The sequence below is a fragment of the Dapis brunnea BLCC-M229 genome (assembly GCF_050015995.1).
Classification (GTDB): Bacteria; Cyanobacteriota; Cyanobacteriia; order Cyanobacteriales; family Microcoleaceae; genus Trichodesmium.
The window spans coordinates 1-17632 of sequence record NZ_JBNHEP010000178.1 but is presented as its reverse complement, the minus strand read 5'-3'; the positions used below and the strand labels follow the sequence as shown (position 1 = coordinate 17632).

The following is a 17632-nucleotide window of genomic DNA, read 5'->3' as shown; positions in this document are numbered from 1 at the left end:
AGCTCCTCCGACAGGAGGCTAACTAAAATGACCTACCCGATTCTTACTTAAAAAAACTAACACTAATAAGCATTTTTAATTGAAAGCTGTTTCTAGTTAACACGATTAATTATTCTATCTACAAATAATCGCTTCATTAGTGTTAATCTTAACTTGATAAATACTGTCCAAAAGTATAGTTAAACAATTTACTTAATCAGTACTCCACCTACCCAACATAATAAATAAAAATGACTAGGGGAAAAAGAACACAAACTGCACAACTAGAAGTCAGACTACTCAGAGAAGGTATTGTTGAATCAACTCACCAAGTTCAGGCCACAATATGCGACCACAGAGGCCGAGTTTTATCCTTGGCTGGAGATGCGGATACAGCTACATTTGTCCGTTCAGCTCTCAAACCATTTCAAGCTTTAGCAGTTACTACCACAGGTACTCTAGAACGGTATGACTTAACTGATATAGACTTAGCTGTTATATGTAGTTCTCATCAAGGTACAACAGAGCAAGCAAGACAGGTATTTAATGTTTTATGGCGTTGTGATATTGACCCATCAAAGCTACAATGTCCAACTCCAGCCGGGAAAAGTAGTCCTTTGCAATATAACTGTTCTGGTAAGCACGCAGGTATGCTAGCTGTTTGTCAGCAAAGAAATTGGCCGATGGAATCTTACCTGGAAATGAAGCATCCAGTACAACAGTTGATTATTAGCAAAGTGGCTGAATTACTGGCCATGCCAGCAGCAGAATTTATCGGCGCTCGTGATGACTGTGGCGCTCCAACTTATCTTCTGCAACTTAGTCAAATGGCAACTTTGTACGCCAAACTAGCTTCAGGTAATAGTTTGGATCTAGAACGAATTGTCCGCGCTATGACATATCATCCAGAAATGGTTGGGGGAGAGGGACATTTTGATACAGAGTTAATGCGCTTGACGTCTGGAGAACTTGTCAGTAAGTCTGGGGCTGAGGGAGTACAATGTATTGGCCGAGTAGGTGAAGGCATGGGTTTGGCTATAAAAGTTAATGATGGTGCGAAAAGGGCGAAATATGCAGTGGCAATTCATTTATTAACTCAGATGGGTTGGATAGCTCCTAGTATTGCTGAGACTCTCGCGGAAAATTATATGTCACTGAGTAATGTTAAGCGTTTGGAAGTAGTGGGAGAAATGTCTATTTAGGGTTTAGGGTAGCAGTCAGGAGTTGTAGGGGCGAATGGCCATTCGCCCCTACAGGAGAAATGGGAATTTAGAGGTGGTAAAAGTCAGAATTGCCTCTTTATTTTTTTGCCGTTGCCCGTCCAAAGGGTAGGAGTCAGAAGTAAAGTAGGGACGTTGCATAACAAAAATGCGTTTCATGTCGCGCAGCGTTTCATGTCGGCTCTTAGCCGAAAACGTCCCTACTGGTTTATCATTTTTTTGATATGTTTGATGAACTTGAAAACTGCTATAAGTGGAGGTTCTGGAAAAAAATTTGAGAATATTTGACTAAGGGGTTGCAATTTTGATTTGGTTATGGTTATAATAAAAAAGTTGACGCGGGATAGAGCAGTCTGGTAGCTCGTCGGGCTCAAGTTATAAGGAAAGATAAATTAAACCAAGCATAAACCAAAACTGCTAGTCGTTTAGCTTGAGTCTTTACCTTGTAAAGGGCGGCATATAGGGAAACTTGTATGTGATTACTTGTCAAATTCGGGGAAGCCGTTAGCGGGGTAATCCCGAGCCAAGCTCCAAAATTAAGGAGAAGGTGTAGAGACTGGTTGGCAAGTACCCTAGCAGTTCTAGTGTTATAGAAGCTGAGGGTAAAGGGACAGTCCAGACTACAAACTAATTCTGATAATTTCAGAGTTAAGGCAGTGAAAGCTGTAGTAGTAAGCATAACCCGAAGGTCGGTGGTTCAAATCCGCCTCCCGCCATTAAAAGGTAATAATATAAAAGAGAGTCTGGTAAATTTTAAGATTTACCAGACTTTTTTGATTTTCGGTCTGAATACTTTAATAAGGGTTTGCTCAATAAGTCTTTTGAGTGAGAGTAGGAGTCAGAAGTCAGGAGTCAGGAAAGATGGGGAATTACAGAGAATGTAGGAGGAAGAGAGGAAGAATTGTGCCTCAATTTTTCTGCTGCTAAAAATTCTGTGGTTGGTGATTAAGTAATGCTCTTCAATATTTATGAACCGTACAACTATAGTTTTTTCATAGATATTTGAGACAAAAGCATTACCCATTCACCAACGCCAAATTCTCACCAGAATTGAGCTTGAGGAAGCAAAAAGCTGGCACTTTTAGACCACACGCAAAGGCTAAAACATTTACATATAAAAGCTTTTAGATTTAATCAGCAAGTCCTAATAAGTTAATGTATATAGTAAAATTTTATGAATTTGGTAGAAAATGATAAATTGGAAATATTTTAGATTAATTATCGGTACTGTATTTTTCTTGATTTTGCCTCCATCTCTAGTAACAGAGAAAATAGAGAAAGTGCAGATATATTCAAAAGCAGTTGCACAAGATACTAAAAAATATAGCGATCGCCTTACCCAAGAAAACCTACAAACTGAAGCAGAGCAACTTGATGAGAAAGCTAAACAACAACTTGAAAATGGAGAATTAGAAACTGCCTTACAAACTTTGCAGCAACTCCTAGATATTCATACTCAAAAGGGATATCGCTTTAAGATCGGCAGCACCCTCTACAATATAGCCACCATTTATCAGCAACTACATCAGTATCAGAAAGCTTTAGAGCATTATCAGCAAGCTTTGGAAATTCGTCAACAGTTAGGTGATACAGATAAAATTGCTGCCACCCTACATAGTATTGGTACAGTTTATTCTCAGCTCAGTGAATATTCCCAAGCATTAGAATCATTAAATCAAGCGCTGAAAATGCGTAGAGAAATAGACGATACTACTGCTATTAGTCGCACTTTAAATGAAATAGGTGTTATTTACGATCGCCAAGGTAAATATGCGAAAGCTATAGAGTTTTATGAAGAAGCTTTAGAAATGCGTAAAAAAGATAAGGTCAATCTTATTGCAATTTTAAGTAATCTTGGTTTAGTTAATTCAAGATTAGGTCGCTATCAGCAAGCTATAGATTTTTATCAGAAAGTTTTACAGAATAATCCTCCCAAAAAAGCCACAACTTTAACTTATATTGGAGCAATTTATCGGCAGCTAGAAGAGTTTTCTCAGGCTTTAAAATTTTATCAACAAGCTTTAGAAATTTACGAAGAAAATCAAGACCGTCTGAATATAGCAACAACTCTAGATAATATAGGTGTAATTTATCGAGAACAGGAAAAATATTCCCAAGCATTAGAATATCATCAGCAAGCATTAAGTATTCAGGAAGAGTTAGGGGATAAGGAAGGTAAATCAGTAACTCTTCATAATATTGGCATAGTGCATCGAGAATCTGGCAAGTATTCTGAATCTCTAGAATTTTTGACTTATACTTTAATTCTCGATCGACAACTTGGAAACCAGAATAGGGAAAGAATTAGTCTTGCTGATATAGGACAATTATTAGCAAAAAATAATCAACCAGAATTGGCAATAATATTTTATAAACAATCAATTAATATTACAGAAAAAATCCGCCAAGATTTACAGGTTTTACCAGTAGAGGAACAAAAGTCTTATGTAGACGGCACTATTACTGAAATATATCGGGCTTTAGCTAACTTATTGCTGGAAGAAAAACGAGCCATAGAATCACATCAAATTCTTGATTTGTTGAAAGTACAAGAAGTATTTGAGTATATGGGAGGTATCAAACTCGATGATGATAAATCTAATGAAGTTATTATGCTGAGACTGGAAAATATTTTCAGGGAAAAATATACTCATTTCTTAGATGAAATAGGTAAAAATGTCAAACAAAATCAGAACATTTCATTAGAAAAATTAATTGCTATTCACGATTTTCTTAGTAGTGAGGAAATAACAGAAATTAGGTCAGAAATAAAGAAGAAAGCTAAGAGTCAAAGACTTACCCCTGAGATGTTAGTTTTATTACAGGCTGAACTAAAGAAACATAAAAAAGAAAATGCAGTAGTCTTATATCCCTTAATTTTAGAAGATCGCCTGGAATTAATCTTAGTTACTGCTAATTCTCCCCCAGTTCATCGGACGGTATTAGTTAATCAGGAAGAATTTGAGCAAGTTTTTTTTACATTTAGAGTAGGATTAATTAATAGAAGAAAAGCTAAGAATATCTCTGATTTTAGAGTTGCGCAAGCAGGATTAAAGCTTTATAATTGGTTGATTAAACCAATAGAAAATGACCTAAAAATTGGTAAAATTAAAACTATTCTTTATGCACCAGATGGCAAGCTCCGTTATATTCCTTTAGCAGCTTTATATGATGGAGAAAAATGGCTGATAGAGAGGTTTAAAGTTAATAATATTACTGCTGCAAGTATTATGGATTTAAGTCCAAGGAGAAATAGAAATATCCGAATTTTGGCAGGAGCTTTAACTGAAGGAAATTATAGCTTTGCAATTGGTAAAAAACAGTTTGAATTTGAAGGTTTACCTTTTGCGGGAGTAGAGGTAGAACAGCTAGGGAGTATGTTTCCTCAAACCAATAAATTATTAGGAGATGATTTTACTAAACAGTTGATGGAGTTAAGGATGTCTAGCCATAGTTTAATACATTTTGCTACTCATTCTGCTTTTGTTAGTGGTAGTCCAGAAGATTCTTTTATATTATATGGAGATGGCGAACTTGCTAGCTTACGAGAAGTAGAAAATTGGAATTTAAGTGGTGTAGAATTAGTAGTTTTGAGCGCTTGTGAAACTGGTAAAGGAAAACAGCTAGGAGATGGTTCAGAAATTCTTGGTTTTGGTTATCAAATGCAAGTGGCTGGTGCAGCAGCAAGTTTAGCAACTTTATGGCGAGTAGATGACCAGGGTACTTCTGAATTTATGAATAATTTTTATACAGCTTTAAAGAGTGGGGTCAATAAGGCTAGAGCTGTACAAAAGGCACAAATTGCGATGATTAATAGTAAGTATAATCATCCTTATTATTGGGCTCCATTTATTTTAATCGGCAATGGTTTTTGAAGAGAACATAAGGTTGAAATATTATAGGTTATGTAGCATTTCTCAGTAAACGTAATGTAAAAACCTCATTGGTGTTTAGATCCAGCAATATGGTAAGTAATGCGATCGGCAAGTTGTTTACCTAGAATTGGTTTAGAAATAAACTCGTCAAAACCACTGTTAAATACTTCATCGCGGACTTCTACATCTGTATGAATACTGAGGCATAATACAGGTAATCTAGACCAGCAAGGATAACCCCGAAGTACTTGACATAATTCAATCCCACTCCAATGAGGCATTTCAATATCTAGTATCAGTAGATCGGGTTTAACAGCTTGCAGTACATCCCAGAATTGACGAGGATCGTCGAGAGTAGTAAGCTTGAATCCCCAAGGTTCCAGTATATCTGGTAAGGATCGTAAAAATTCTACATTGTCGTCCACAATCATTACTTTTTTGCCCCAAGAAGAACCTTCTAGAACTTGTTGGCAAAAAGCAACTACTTGAGCAGGAAGAAGTGGTTGTTTTAGGTAAAAAGCTCCTCCATGTCGGGCTACAAGTAGACGGTCTCTAAAATGATCGCGATCGGCAATAATAATAACTGGGATCGATGGCACCAGTAAATTGAATTCGGCAATTAAGGATAAACGCTCCTCTAAATCTTTGTCATTAGTTTTCGCTCCAACCAAAGATAATCTCAGGAGAACAACATTGGGAAGTAGGCGGTCTTGTAACCCTTCGAGCCAAGTTCTAGCTAGCTCTGGAGTAGGCACAACAACTATTTGGATTCCTTCAGAAAGCGCTTTTTCGCTCAAAAGTTCAGTAAAATTTCGGTCGTCGTCAATAACTAACAATAAAGGACAATGTTTTGTCAGTCGGCCAGATATTTTATTAGAGGGATTGTCTTCTATAGCTAGTTGTACAAGTAAATCATTGAAAATAGTTTCAAATCTTAGTAGTTTTCCTTTTTTTTCCTGTACAGTTTTTTGTAGGAGTTGTTCTAGTTCCCTGGCAAGCTGAGAGCATTCATCAAAGCCAAAAATGCCCAAAGTTCCTGCTAAATTATGGGCACTTAATCTAGCTTCTTCTCGTTTATTAGGGCTGAGGTAGCCAGTTTTCAAACCCTCAAGAGCTTCTTCTAAAGTAGTTAATTGTTGGTGACACTTGTTTCTATATTTATTCCAGGCTGCACTCAATGCTGCTAGATGTCGTGCTTCCTTATCAGCTTTATCTTCAGGTTGGGTAGGTAAAAAATTTTTCTCCAACTTGTTATCTTGGGGTAGAGGTTTTAAACCATATCCTCGTCCTCTTAATGTTTTGATCGGATCTTCAGGTAAACCAGCTAGTTTTAATTTTTTTCGCAAGTTTCTCAGATGGGAGCGAACAGTTGCTTCAGAAATATATTCTACCGACGGCCACAAACTCTCAAGAATATCTTCGATGCCAAAAACTTCTTGGCTATGGCGCATGAATAACTCTAGTAACTGATATTCTTTAGCCGTTAGTAAAATCGAATGTCCTTGATAGAGCACTTGACAATTAGATGGATTGAGTTGTAAGTCTCCCCAACTTAATAAGGGAGAACGAGAGTTGGAGCGACGCAACAAAGCTCGTATGCGAGCAGCTAATTCTTCAACATCAAAAGGCTTGCAGAGATAATCATCTGCTCCAGCATCAAGTGCTTGAATTTTTTCGGGGCTGCTATTGCGGACTGTTAGTAAGAGGATTGGCATACGATAGCCATGGTTGCGGAAACGCTGACACAAACTAAGTCCATCAAGTTTAGGTAAAGACCAATCGAGGATAATCAGATCGTAAGGATAAGTCGAACCATAAATCCATCCTTGTTCTCCATCGGTAACAGCATCAAGTGCATAATTTTTGAGAGTTCTTTGGAGTAGATCGATTAAAATTTCCTCATCATCAACAATTAATAGTCTCATAAATCCTTACTTAATAGACATCTCCAAAAATTTAAAAATAGAATCAATTTTTATCCATAAATTATCAATTACTTTTTCCTGTTCCCTGTTCCTTTTTCCCTATTTTCTGGAGAGGTTTAATACCTCGCCTTTTAAAGTGAAATATTTTTGGAGGGTTGCTCTAATCCCCGTTACAAAAATAACTTCTGTACGGGCGATTCGCGAATCGCCCCTACTAACTTCTGACTTCATTAAGACTGGAGCAGCCTAATTACAATTCCCATTCCAGTATTTTTGCTATTCGACTTGCTAGAGTCATAGAGTTAAAAGGCTTGGTAATCACATCAGCAACTCCTATATTTTGAAACTGGTTTTTATCTACAGCTTGGATTTTAGCCGTCAGAAAAATTACGGGAATCGATTGAGTGTGGGAATTAGCTTTTAACTTCAACAAGGTAGAAATCCCATCCATATCCGGCATCATCACATCAAGAAGAATGGCATCTGGCTGTCGGAGTTTGGCTAGCTCTATTCCTTCTAAACCAGAGGAAGCAAGGGAAACTTCCCAACCACATTCAATCTCAATTCCAACTTGTACTACTTCCTGAATTGTTTCTTCATCGTCAATTAGTAAAATATGTTTATCGTTCATAGTAACCTCCGCTCTCTTCTATAACTAAAGGTAGAGTGAAATAAAAAGTACTACCTTTTCCCAAACAACTTTCTGCCCAAATTTTCCCACCGTGTTCTTCAATGATTTGACGACAAATGGTTAATCCCAAACCTGTTCCTCCTTTTTTGCGAGAATCAGAAGAATCAACTTGCTGAAAACGCTCGAAGATAGTTTCTAGTCGATCGACTGGAATACCTTGTCCTTCGTCTTTGACTTCAAAGGTTACATAAGAAATTTGTTTTTCCCTGCCATTGCTATCTTGTGGCGATTCCATTTTTGCCGACAAGAAAACAGTGCTGTTTGGAGGAGAAAACTTAATCGCATTGCTCAATAGATTAGTGAGAGTTTGAACAATATAGTCACGATCGGCCCAAACTTCAAAAGCAACAGATTTACTGAACAGGTTAACCTCGTACTCTTGAGCAATTCCTTGCATAGTTTGGCAAGCTTCAATCATTAATTCCATTGCTTGGCAACCTTTTTTGTTCATTTTGACTTTGCCGGATTGAATCCGCTGTAAGTCTAGGACATTGTTCACTAAGCGCACCAGGCGATCTGTTTGTTCGTCAGCTATTCTCAGCATCCGTTGTCCTTTAGTAGAAAGATTTCCGAGTTTTCCTGTTGCTAGAATTTTCAAGGAACTGTGAATGGAGGTTAATGGGGTGCGTAATTCATGGCTAACGACGGAAATAAATTCGTCTTTCATCCTTTCAATGGCTATGCGATCGCTAATATCACTGATGAGTGAAAAAAATCCTTTTACTGTATCTTTTTCTTGTTGGTCAATGTGGGGAATGTAGCTAACGTTAACAGTGTGGAGATTGTCGTCTTGAAAGGTAGTCTCATTTTCGTAAGTTACCATTTTCCCCGATAGTGCCATTTCTATATATTCTTGAATTTTGTGGTATTCCTGTTTCCCATGCACTTCCTGAAGATGAGAGCCGTAAATCTTAGTGGGAGACAATCCTAACCAGGTTTGGTAAGCTTTGTTATTGAAGCGATAACATTGCTGTTTATCCACATAGGCAATTAAAACTGGCAGTCCATTGGCGATGAGACGGAGCTTTTCTTCGCTACGACGCAAGGCAACTTCAGCCGAGCGGCGATCGTTAATTTCTTGTTGGAGACTCGTGTTAGCTTGTCTTAATTTAGTTGTACGTTCGGTGACAAGTCCTTCGAGATTTTCTCGTAATTCTGCTTGGGATAAAGCAATGCCAATTTGAGCTGCCAATTGTTGCATCATCTCTAACTCAAAGTCTTTCCACTGTCGCGTTGTTTGACATTGATGGGCAATTAACAAACCCCATGGTTGATTGGGAACTTTTATTTCATCAGTGACCGACTTGAGGTTTTGGATGATTGGCACTACTAACTTAGCTTTCACCATCCATTCATCCATAAATTCAACTAAGCATTCAGTCAAATCAGCCTTAATACTGTGTACGTCAGAGATAGCTTGAACTCTTCCTCCTGCATAAAGTTCTCGATATTCTTCAGGAAAGACTTCTTCGGGAAACTCTATAGCTAGAATCGGCGGAACATTGGGTAATACAGCTTCACTAATAGTCACTCCAGTTCCATTGGACAAAACCTGATAAATTAGCACCCGATCAGCTTTAAGAATTCTTTGCACTTCGGTAACAGCAGTTTGTAGAATTTCTTTTAGTTGCAGAGATTGACTAATTTTGAGGGTAACTTCCGAAAATAACTTTACTCTTTGATTTTGGTGGTGAAGTTCTTCAGATGCTAGTTTGAGTTTAGTCACATCTCTTAATATCAACAATTTGTAATTGGATAATAAATTCTTGATTAGCCTACACTCCAGGGTTTTTATCTGGCCATTGGGAGATTTGACTTGAACTTCTTCACTGTTTGCGTCCTCTTTTTCCTCAAGGGAACCGATAAAAAAGTTAAACATCGATTGCCCAATCAGTTCATCTCTAGTGAAACCCAACAAGTTACAAGCCAATAAATTGACTTCTACCAGACGATTCTGAGAATCAGCAATGAGAATGGCATCAAAGGAGTGTTCCAATATCGCTTGGAACAATAATTTCTCTATGGGAAATTGTCCTTCTACATCCATAATCCTGTAAAAAAATTCAATTTAGCTTAATTATTGTTAATTCATCTTAACTCAAATTTGACTTTCTTAGAGCTGATTTATTAAAACATATTAATAAATCTTAATATTTATGATAATAGTTTTGATTAATCTAATAGACCTCTCCGGGAAAAAGGGAACAGGGAACAGGAAGAAATAATTGATAATTTATGAATAAGAATTGATTTGATTTTTGATTTTGGGAGATGTCTAATAGACCTCTCTGGAAGAGAGGGAACAGGGAGAAGTAATTGATAATTTCTGGATAAGAATTGATTTGATTTTTGATTTTCTGGAGATGTCTAATATAGGGCTTGCTGAATAATCATAAAAGCATTGAAATATAAAGGTAAGTGCCTTTTTGAATCTAAAAAAGTACGAGCTTTTCGCTCGATCAAGCTTAAAAAATCTGCATTTTTGGCAGACAACGGCAGAAAAACTAAGGGCAAATTCTGACTCCTGACTCTTACCCTTACCAAAATACTTTTTTCAGCAAACCCTAATATAGACTACAATTATTAGGTCTGTAACTTATCAAGCTTTACCGAATAATTAAGCTTTCAAGCCTCTCCTTTAAAGGAGAAACAAGAAAAAACTTTCCCTAACATGTCAATCTTCTTACTTTTAAGAATAGGTAATTATCAATTATTGAAGGATACTTATATGTTCAGATAATCACTTATAATAAAGTTTTTGTTTGTAGTAGGGCTTCAGCCCTACTACGAACTTTAATCATATATAACTATTTAACCTAACATCATATTAATTAAGTACCTAAACAAAATTATTTACCGAATTATTAATTATTCATTCAACAATTCATGCCTTGAAGCCTTCCCTTGGATAGGGTATAAATCAAAAATTCTCCTTTTAGTCAATCCTATCCGTTTTAAGAAGGGGTAATTATTAATTATTAATTGTATCGGCACCTCGTCACATGAATATTGTTAATTGCTGAACTATTCTAATTATCTGGGATTTTTAAAATGCCAAGAATTCAGTTTCTATAAGATGTATAATTAATTTTGTATACTTGCTTATATTTTTGTTTTCGTGAAAACTGTCATAAATCGCATTAGGCTTCTAACCAGAAGTATCATCCCAAAAACAAATAATAATCCTATTCTGACTTCTGAACTGGAGAATGCTTGAAAATTCAAAAGGACAGGAAAATCCTAAACAGTATGGGGAAAATCAAACAGCATTGTCGTCAAATATCGGTCAGTCCACGCCTGGCCTAAAGATTTTTCCAGAACTCGTCGTGTCTTGTCATTTTGTTGCTGCTTAATGCAATAATTATGCTGTCCCGCCAAAATTTCAGCAAGCTGAGAGCTAGAAAATACAGGAGATGTAGAAAGAGCAATTTGACAATGTAGCGTTAAAAAGTGTTTCACTTGCTCAAGAAAAAGCCTTTCTTCTCTAGAATCAACAGGACGTATAAAGATACAAAATTCTGAGAAAATATCCCCCCACTGTGGTAGATCGCGAGGTTGAGAAAAATTAACATCTGGTAGATTAGCTAAGACATTTTGATAAGAATGTGATAAAGTATGCTGGCCGTTAATGGGAGACAGATCGACAATAGCTGCTCCGATTCCTTTTTGACTCCCAACCAGATCTACTCCAAATATTGGTAGGGGATAATTATGTTGGGGAAACATGACACAGTGGAGAATATTCAGACTATTACCGACTCGCGCCAACTCCAAGTGCAACTTACGAAACTTATATGTTTGATAGCAGCGATTTTCTATAATTAGTTTTTCTCCATCTAAACTTCCTTCCACATAACCGAGACCTTCTGGTATATCGTAGGGGTATAGATCGAAATAACGTTCCCAACTCATTTCAATAAAGTTTGCCAATTGACGGAAGAGAATAGGTTGACTTTCTCTTAGGGAGGATCGAGTAGTTGCCAGCATAATATTATTTTGAATCTATTTTATTAAATAGAGTTGTCGCTAAATAGATGGAAAAAATCGCTCAAATTAAGACACAGCAGTAATTCCAGACGTTTTCAATTAGCAATAGCTAAAATCCTTGCATGACAAGGGTTTGCCAGTTTTTTTTAGTTATAAAGCGACAAGTCTAATATATGGGGAAAATATATTGATGTTCTGTAGGATAATTGATTTGATTTTAATTATTGGAGATGCCTATTGGGGCAATTGAGCACTCATGGGGATGAGAAAATTATCCAAATAATTGGGTCGCGCAACCCCGCCTTTTAAGACGAAACGTTTTTGGAGCGTTGCTCTAATCCCCGTTACAAAAATAACTTCTGTACGGGGGATTCGCGAATTGCCCCTACTGATACCAATTCACTTTAGGTATGTCACAAATAGTTTCCAACTTTAAATGTCAAATAATTGTCCGAAACTATTATCCGATCGGAGTTTTTAGTCGATTAAATCTCACTTCTGACTTCTGAGTTTTGACTTCTGACTTCGTTAAGGCGATCTTCAGAAAGACTTATTCCTCAGACAAACAAAGATATTGCTTCATCACCAACTTGAAAGTTGTGGATAAGGATAGTCTTTCTGAAAAATTACCAGATATAATGGCTAGAATTGAAAATTGCCAATTACTCAGAAGCTTCACTCTCGGAAGAAGTTTCACCCTCTGAAGAAGTTTCACTCTCTGAAACTTTCTCTAATATCTCAAGAGGACGAATATTGACAATTGTGCCTCCCATACGGCCAATCTTCAACATTTCGTCGTTCATGCGATCGTAAGGGACTTGGATAAACACACTGCTACTGGTACGAAAAGGATAGTCATTATTATCGTTTTCGCCATTTTGTCTTAATCCAGTTACCTCATAAACAAAGGTGCGATTTTTTGAAGGTGAGCTGGATCTCCCACCCATTAAAGATTTTCCTAACATATTTCCAAGTTCTACTAATATTTCAATTGCTATGCCAGAGTGATACTAGCTACCTTACCGCCCATTTTGTTAATTTTTTGGAGGGTGTCTGATAATTGATCGTAAGGAACGAACCATGCTTTACTAACTCGACGTACTTTAGGATATCTTGGCAGATTCATACATGATACCTCTATCCGATAAACACGATCGCCCCAGTTTGAATTTGTAAAGGCTTTATTAGGAGCAATACCTCGGTTTGAAGCTTTATAAGCCCAGCCTTCACCACTACCTGATGGGATTACCACTGCCGACGCACTATTACGACCTAGGTCTTTTGCTAACCGAGATTGTTTACCATAAATCTGAGAGTTATCGCTATTCGCATAGCCTCGATATAGCTGAAACATTCGGGGAAAACCGACAGTTTTCTGTCCTTGTTGAGTAGAAAAACCTCGATAGTAAGGAACAATGTTGTCGCCAAAATTTTCCTCGTATTCAATTGAGTCGATATATGAATCAATATCGGCCTCAAAGCCTTGGTTTTGATAGAGATCGAGGTGGTAAATTACCTCCGATTCGTCATAGGGAGCGCGACCTAGTAAATGTTTAATATTTAACTCAATCACCCTGGTTTGAAAACTGTTGTAAAGGAACTTCGACTTATATAGTTCTGATTTAGCTACAGCTCGAACAAAGTCCCGCACAGTAATTGAGCCATTGCATAACAATGATTCTTCTCCCTTGAGGCGCTCAAAAGCCATAATGTATTCATTGCCGAAGACTTGTCGATAAACCGATTTAATAATCGACTGAACATCTTCTTGGCTCCAGTTGGGACGTAATTCTGAGGGTTTAAAATCGCTAAAGGCAGAAACTCCTAAACGAGGTGCTGCTGCTGTAATTGCCACTTATTTATCTCCTGTAAATTTATAGAATGATTAGTCAGAAACCTGGTTTATTGTGAGGTATAGTGCCACGCACAAGGCGCAAAGTCAGAAGTGAGTGTAATAATGATGTCTCAATTTCGTAGATCAAAGCTACTCCAACAGAATTTAAGAAACACATCTGACAGTTAAAAGTAATCTCTACCTCAGTTTTAGGATTTAGTAATGTCCGTACTCTATGCTTGGACTGCTATAGATGTCAGGTAGAGGACGCTCTAATATAAACCCGGTTTCTCTGCTTTTTTTAACTAGCGTAATTGTGAATTTTTTGAACCCGATTTGATATAATAACTCAATAGACATCTCCAGAAAAGAGGGAGTAGGGAGTAGTAGGGACGTTGCATGCAACGTCCGTACAGAGTAGGGGGAAATAATTGACGGTTTATACTCGATAATTGATTTAATTTTTTATTTTTGGAGATGTCTAATAGTTTTTGGCAACGTTTTTTGGCATCTGTATTAAGCATTAGTAATACTGAGTACCTGACAGTTACGCTGATTAATTTTTTGTAGGGTTGCCGAAAGCCGATCGTAAGGAACGACATACTCACTAATACTGCGTCGAATCTGCGGCCCTCGTCCCCGTGCTGCTTGAGTTACCCGTAGTCGATAGAGTTTTCCGCCTTCAGTTACTGTAGCACCTGTGAGTTCTCGTCCCACATTTGAGGTATAAACAGGAGTAGCTAAGTTACGGGCTAAATCGTAAGTTAAGCGAGGGCTACCGCTATTACCTTGGGCGCGATCGCTATTAGCATAACCCCGATATAGCTGAAACATTCGAGAAAAGCCTACTGTTTTCTGTCCCTTTTGGGTAGAAAAACCTCGATAGTAAGGAACTATATTTTCGCCAAAACTTTGAATGTACTCATCAGAGTCAATGTAGGAATCAATATCCGCCTCAAAGCCTTGGTTTTGATAGATATCAACATGGTAAATAATTTCGGATTCATCGTAGGGAGCGCGACCTAGCAAATGTTTAATATTTAACTCAATTGTCCGAGGATGATAGTTGTTATAAAAAAATTTCGACTTGTACAATTCTGATTTAGCGACTCCCCTGACAAATTCGCGGACTGAGATCGAGCCATTACATAATAGAGATTCTGCACTGGTAAGACGTTCAGATGCCATCAAATGCTCGTTGCCCATGACGTGTCGGTAAATAGCTTTAATCGCTATCATTGCTTCTTCCGGAGTCCAGTTGGTACGGAGTTCGACCAAACTGGCATCACTAAAGGCAGAGGTTCCCAGAAGAGATGCCGCTGCTGTAATTGCCATTATATTATGCTCCTAATTTTATTAAAATATTTTCTTTTTTTCTACAAAACATTGCTCGTAATGACAAGAAACCATACTAACCTTAATTAATAATTAATAATTAATAATTAATAATTAATTATTAAACACCTTGGTTAAAAGGCTCTCCTTTCAAGGGGAAAAAAAGTGCTAGGATATTTCCTGATATTCAATTCCCTTGCGGTTTTAACCAGAGGTAATTATCAATTATATCATGTTCGGATAATCACTTATAATAAAGTTTTTGTTTGTAGTAGGGCTGAAGCCCAAACTGTAGATAGGGCTTTAGTCCTACTACGAACTTTAATTATATATAACTATTTAACCGAACATAATATTATTCATTATTCATTATCAATTATCCATTCTCAATTAATGAATCGCCACTATAGTCACCTGCCATTACCAGCAAATAGGTAAATTTTAGCTTAAAGCGTTGATAGCATAATCCAGATAGGAGTTAGCTTCAACAGCTTGGTCTCCGGTCAGACCATGGCTAGCCTTAATATACTTGAGAGCTTCAATATACCAACTGGGAGATAGTTCAAAAGTCCGGTTGATTTCATCAATACCACTCAGTAAATATTCATCCATTGGTCCAGTGCCTCCTGCAACTAGGCAGTAAGTTACCATGCGTAAATAGTAACCAATGTCACGAGCGCACTTGTCTTTACCACGTTGATCGGCAGCATAGTTAGCTCCTTGCATTTGCGTAGTGTAAGGGAACTTTGCGTAAACAGCATTGGCTGCACCTTGAACTAATTGCTCGGATTTGGTAGTTAAAGCTTTAGCTGCTTCTAAAGCAGTAGTAGCTTGACGGAAACGCCCAAACGCTGTTTGAATTTCGGTGCTGCTGAGGAAACGTCCTTGAGAATCCGCAGAGGAAAGTGCTTCAGTTATGGGGGTTTTCATAATTTTGTATCTCCTTATTTTTTGCTAAATGTTTTTAGAAAAGGCGTTGCCATTGTATTGAATTGCTTGTTACATCAAGATAGAGGTTAACTAGGAAACTGCTGCTGCTGCACGATCGAAGTAGCCACCAATTTCAGATTTCAGCGAGCTACAATCTCCTGAAGTGATTCCGGTTGGGTCCATTACAATGGAAATAGCAGCATCCTTCATCTTTAGGACACCAACAGCTACAGAAGCTCCAGGTGTTCCAAGAGCTAGATAAGTTTCCCGAAGTCCATTAAGGCAGCGATCTTCTAAAACACTTGCATCTCCACTAAAGATGGAATAAGTAACATAACGCAGGATGATTTCCATGTCACGCAAACAAGCAGACATCCGACGGCTGGTGTAAGCATTTCCGCCAGGAGCAATCAACTGAGGTTGCTCTTCAAATAAAGCACGAGCAGCGTTAGCAACAATTGTCTGACTATTGCTGGTGATACGGTTAACAGCATCCATCCGCTTATTGCCGTCTGCCACCATTGCACTTAGAGCATCAATCGTGGATGTGGACAAATATTCTCCACGAGCATCTGCTTGAGATATAACTCGGGTAAACGCATCAAACATGGAAGTTTCTCCTCAATAATTTTAACTAGTGGTTTTTGTTTCTGGTGATTATTTAAGCAAAGTGTTTGTGCAATTTTCGTGCAATTTTAAGAATTAAAAGTGAAGTTTTATTGCTTTTTGTGAACAAAACGTTAGAGTTGTCCCTAAATAGATGGAAAAAATTGCTACAACCTAGACATAGCAATCACTTGTAGCCTTAAAAAAAACAAAATTTGGCTATGGATGGCAGTAGACCATTTTAAACAGGGTATTTTTGCAGGAGACTATAGTGCAGAAAGTTTTGCTCCCAGGACGGAAAGTTGTTAGTAAATGGAAATGCTATTTTTATGTTACAGATGGATAGAAAGTTTACCCAAATTTTATTCCTGAGAGACTGTTTGTAAAAAAAGCGACAGCACTTTTGAGGATGCTGAGGTAGAGTCATAAGACTACTTTTATATTCCCTGTTCCCCGTTCCCCGTTCCCAGTTAAGTGTTCCCTAGGACAATAAAACTTTGTACCTCACGCGCCTCCGAAACTGCTGTAAAGATAGCAATGAAGAAGTATCTGGACTTACGCACCCAAACAAGAAACTGGGTTTATTCCACTAATTATTGTTGTTGAAATTACGAAATTTTGTCGATCAATCCGGTTTCTGCGTAAGTCGTTAAAAAAAAATCAATTATGAGTGTCAAATAGATTTCCCCAAAATCTTATGTCAGCGATCGCGAGTGCAAGCTACAGAACTTGTCATGGAAAAAGTTGAGGATATTTCTTATGTAGAATTAGTTGGGGTTAACTCTGGTTATAGTAGACAGAAATTTGAGCGGGCGATAGTATGGCAGACCTGATTTCAGCAGGAGTAGAAATAGTCAAGCGTGATACCAATTCTCCAAAATAATGCAAGACTTTCCGATGGAACTTCAGTTATTAAGTAATAAGTAAACTTGAATAATATTTTGGTAGTGGTGTACAAGTAGCGATATCCTAAAAAAAGTCAAGCAGTCAAAGGAATACTATTTCTTTAAAACTAAGAATTTAAGGTACTTTTAAAAAAATTTATCTTATAAATATGATAACTACTATACTCTATATAGCAATTTCCATCCTGGTGAGGTACAAAATTCCTTTGTTTTAGGGAACAGGGAATAGGGAATAGGGAACAGGGAACAGGGAATAGGGAATAAGGAATAGAGAATAGGGAATAGGGAATAGGGAATAGGGAATAGGGAATAGGGAATAGAAAAGAAATAAAAATAGGTGTACCT

Annotated in this window: 11 protein-coding genes and 1 pseudogene; 3 read left to right on the top strand and 9 right to left on the bottom strand. The window is 37.5% G+C overall.

Features of this window, described 5'->3' with window-relative positions; all coding sequences use genetic code 11:
• Nucleotides 1-230: 230 nt before the first annotated feature.
• A complete protein-coding gene (locus tag ACP6PM_RS20305) occupies nt 231-1181 on the top strand; it encodes an asparaginase (protein WP_426587800.1) in 951 nt (316 codons plus the stop codon).
• A 1208-nt stretch (nt 1182-2389) separates the two neighbouring features.
• Nucleotides 2390-5074 carry a CHAT domain-containing protein gene (locus ACP6PM_RS20300; protein WP_426587798.1) on the top strand — a complete coding sequence of 895 codons (2685 nt, stop codon included), beginning with the start codon at nt 2390-2392 and terminating at the stop codon, nt 5072-5074.
• 65 nt (nt 5075-5139) lie between these two features.
• On the opposite strand, the gene ACP6PM_RS20295 is transcribed toward ACP6PM_RS20300, so the two are convergent.
• The 9 genes from ACP6PM_RS20295 to ACP6PM_RS20255 form a co-directional block, all read right to left on the bottom strand.
• Nucleotides 5140-6999: a response regulator gene (locus ACP6PM_RS20295; RefSeq protein WP_426587796.1), complete on the bottom strand. Its 1860-nt coding sequence runs from the start codon at nt 6997-6999 to the stop codon at nt 5140-5142.
• A gap of 250 nt (nt 7000-7249) precedes the next feature.
• Nucleotides 7250-7630: a response regulator gene (locus tag ACP6PM_RS20290; protein ID WP_293107732.1), complete on the bottom strand. Its 381-nt coding sequence runs from the start codon at nt 7628-7630 to the stop codon at nt 7250-7252.
• Entirely contained in the window at nt 7620-9737 is a 2118-nt protein-coding gene (locus ACP6PM_RS20285; RefSeq protein WP_426587794.1) for an ATP-binding protein, read from the bottom strand. The genes ACP6PM_RS20290 and ACP6PM_RS20285 overlap by 11 nt, the downstream gene beginning before the upstream one ends.
• 1193 nt (nt 9738-10930) lie before the next feature.
• On the bottom strand, nt 10931-11677 hold the full coding sequence (locus tag ACP6PM_RS20280) for a phycocyanobilin:ferredoxin oxidoreductase (RefSeq protein WP_426587792.1): 747 nt from the start codon (nt 11675-11677) through the stop codon (nt 10931-10933).
• Nucleotides 11678-12339: 662 nt separating this feature from the next.
• Entirely contained in the window at nt 12340-12642 is a 303-nt protein-coding gene (locus ACP6PM_RS20275; protein ID WP_426587790.1) for a phycobilisome linker polypeptide, read from the bottom strand.
• 29 nt (nt 12643-12671) lie between these two features.
• The gene (locus tag ACP6PM_RS20270) at nt 12672-13532 is read right to left on the bottom strand and encodes a phycobilisome rod-core linker polypeptide (RefSeq protein WP_426587789.1); all 861 of its coding nucleotides are present in this window, start codon (nt 13530-13532) and stop codon (nt 12672-12674) included.
• Nucleotides 13533-14027: 495 nt separating this feature from the next.
• Nucleotides 14028-14846, bottom strand: coding sequence for a phycobilisome rod-core linker polypeptide (locus ACP6PM_RS20265; RefSeq protein WP_426587787.1), 819 nt, complete (start codon nt 14844-14846; stop codon nt 14028-14030).
• A gap of 441 nt (nt 14847-15287) precedes the next feature.
• Nucleotides 15288-15776: a phycocyanin subunit alpha gene (gene cpcA / locus ACP6PM_RS20260; RefSeq protein ID WP_426587785.1), complete on the bottom strand. Its 489-nt coding sequence runs from the start codon at nt 15774-15776 to the stop codon at nt 15288-15290.
• A gap of 90 nt (nt 15777-15866) precedes the next feature.
• Nucleotides 15867-16385, bottom strand: coding sequence for a phycocyanin subunit beta (locus tag ACP6PM_RS20255; protein WP_426587783.1), 519 nt, complete (start codon nt 16383-16385; stop codon nt 15867-15869).
• A gap of 198 nt (nt 16386-16583) precedes the next feature.
• On the opposite strand from ACP6PM_RS20255, the pseudogene ACP6PM_RS20250 reads away from it, so the two are divergent.
• Nucleotides 16584-16725 (top strand): annotated as a pseudogene (locus ACP6PM_RS20250) (IS1 family transposase); the annotation flags it as partial.
• Nucleotides 16726-17632 lie beyond the last annotated feature (907 nt).